Source organism: Lysobacter sp. TAB13, assembly GCF_052113885.1.
GTDB classification, from domain to species: domain Bacteria; phylum Pseudomonadota; class Gammaproteobacteria; order Xanthomonadales; family Xanthomonadaceae; genus Lysobacter; species Lysobacter gummosus.
Map to the genome: position 1 here is coordinate 1 of NZ_JBFRDR010000311.1, position 392 is coordinate 392.

At 62.2% G+C, this 392-nt stretch carries 1 protein-coding gene; it reads left to right on the plus strand.

Annotated features, from left to right (window positions below; genetic code table 11):
* Positions 1-174: 174 nt before the first annotated feature.
* A partial coding sequence (locus AB4Y92_RS26305; RefSeq protein ID WP_441822298.1) for a response regulator occupies positions 175-392 on the plus strand: 218 nt, incomplete at its 3' end.

The following is a 392-nucleotide window of genomic DNA, read 5'->3' on the forward strand; positions in this document are numbered from 1 at the left end:
ATACCGATGTCGGTCGCTGTTCGCAGGGCGAAGAGGCGTTCCTGAAACGGGGACGCCCCGGCACGGCCGCACGCCGCCTGTACGGCTTTTCCTTCACAGGGCCCGGGCCAACCGTCTAGGAAGGGTGTTCGGGATAGTTCGTGCCCCCGATTGGCCTGCGAGAACGCGTATCCAATGCGAATACTGCTCGTCGAGGATAATCAGGAGCTGTCTGATTGGCTGGCTCGCCTGCTGCGCAAAAGCCGTTATGTCGTCGACTGCGTTCGTGACGGGAGCGACGCCGACGCTGCGCTTTCGACCCAGGTCTATGATCTCGTCATTCTCGACATGGCCTTGCCTGGCATGGGCGGGATCGAGATCCTCAAGCGCTTCCGGGCTCGCAAGGGCGTGAC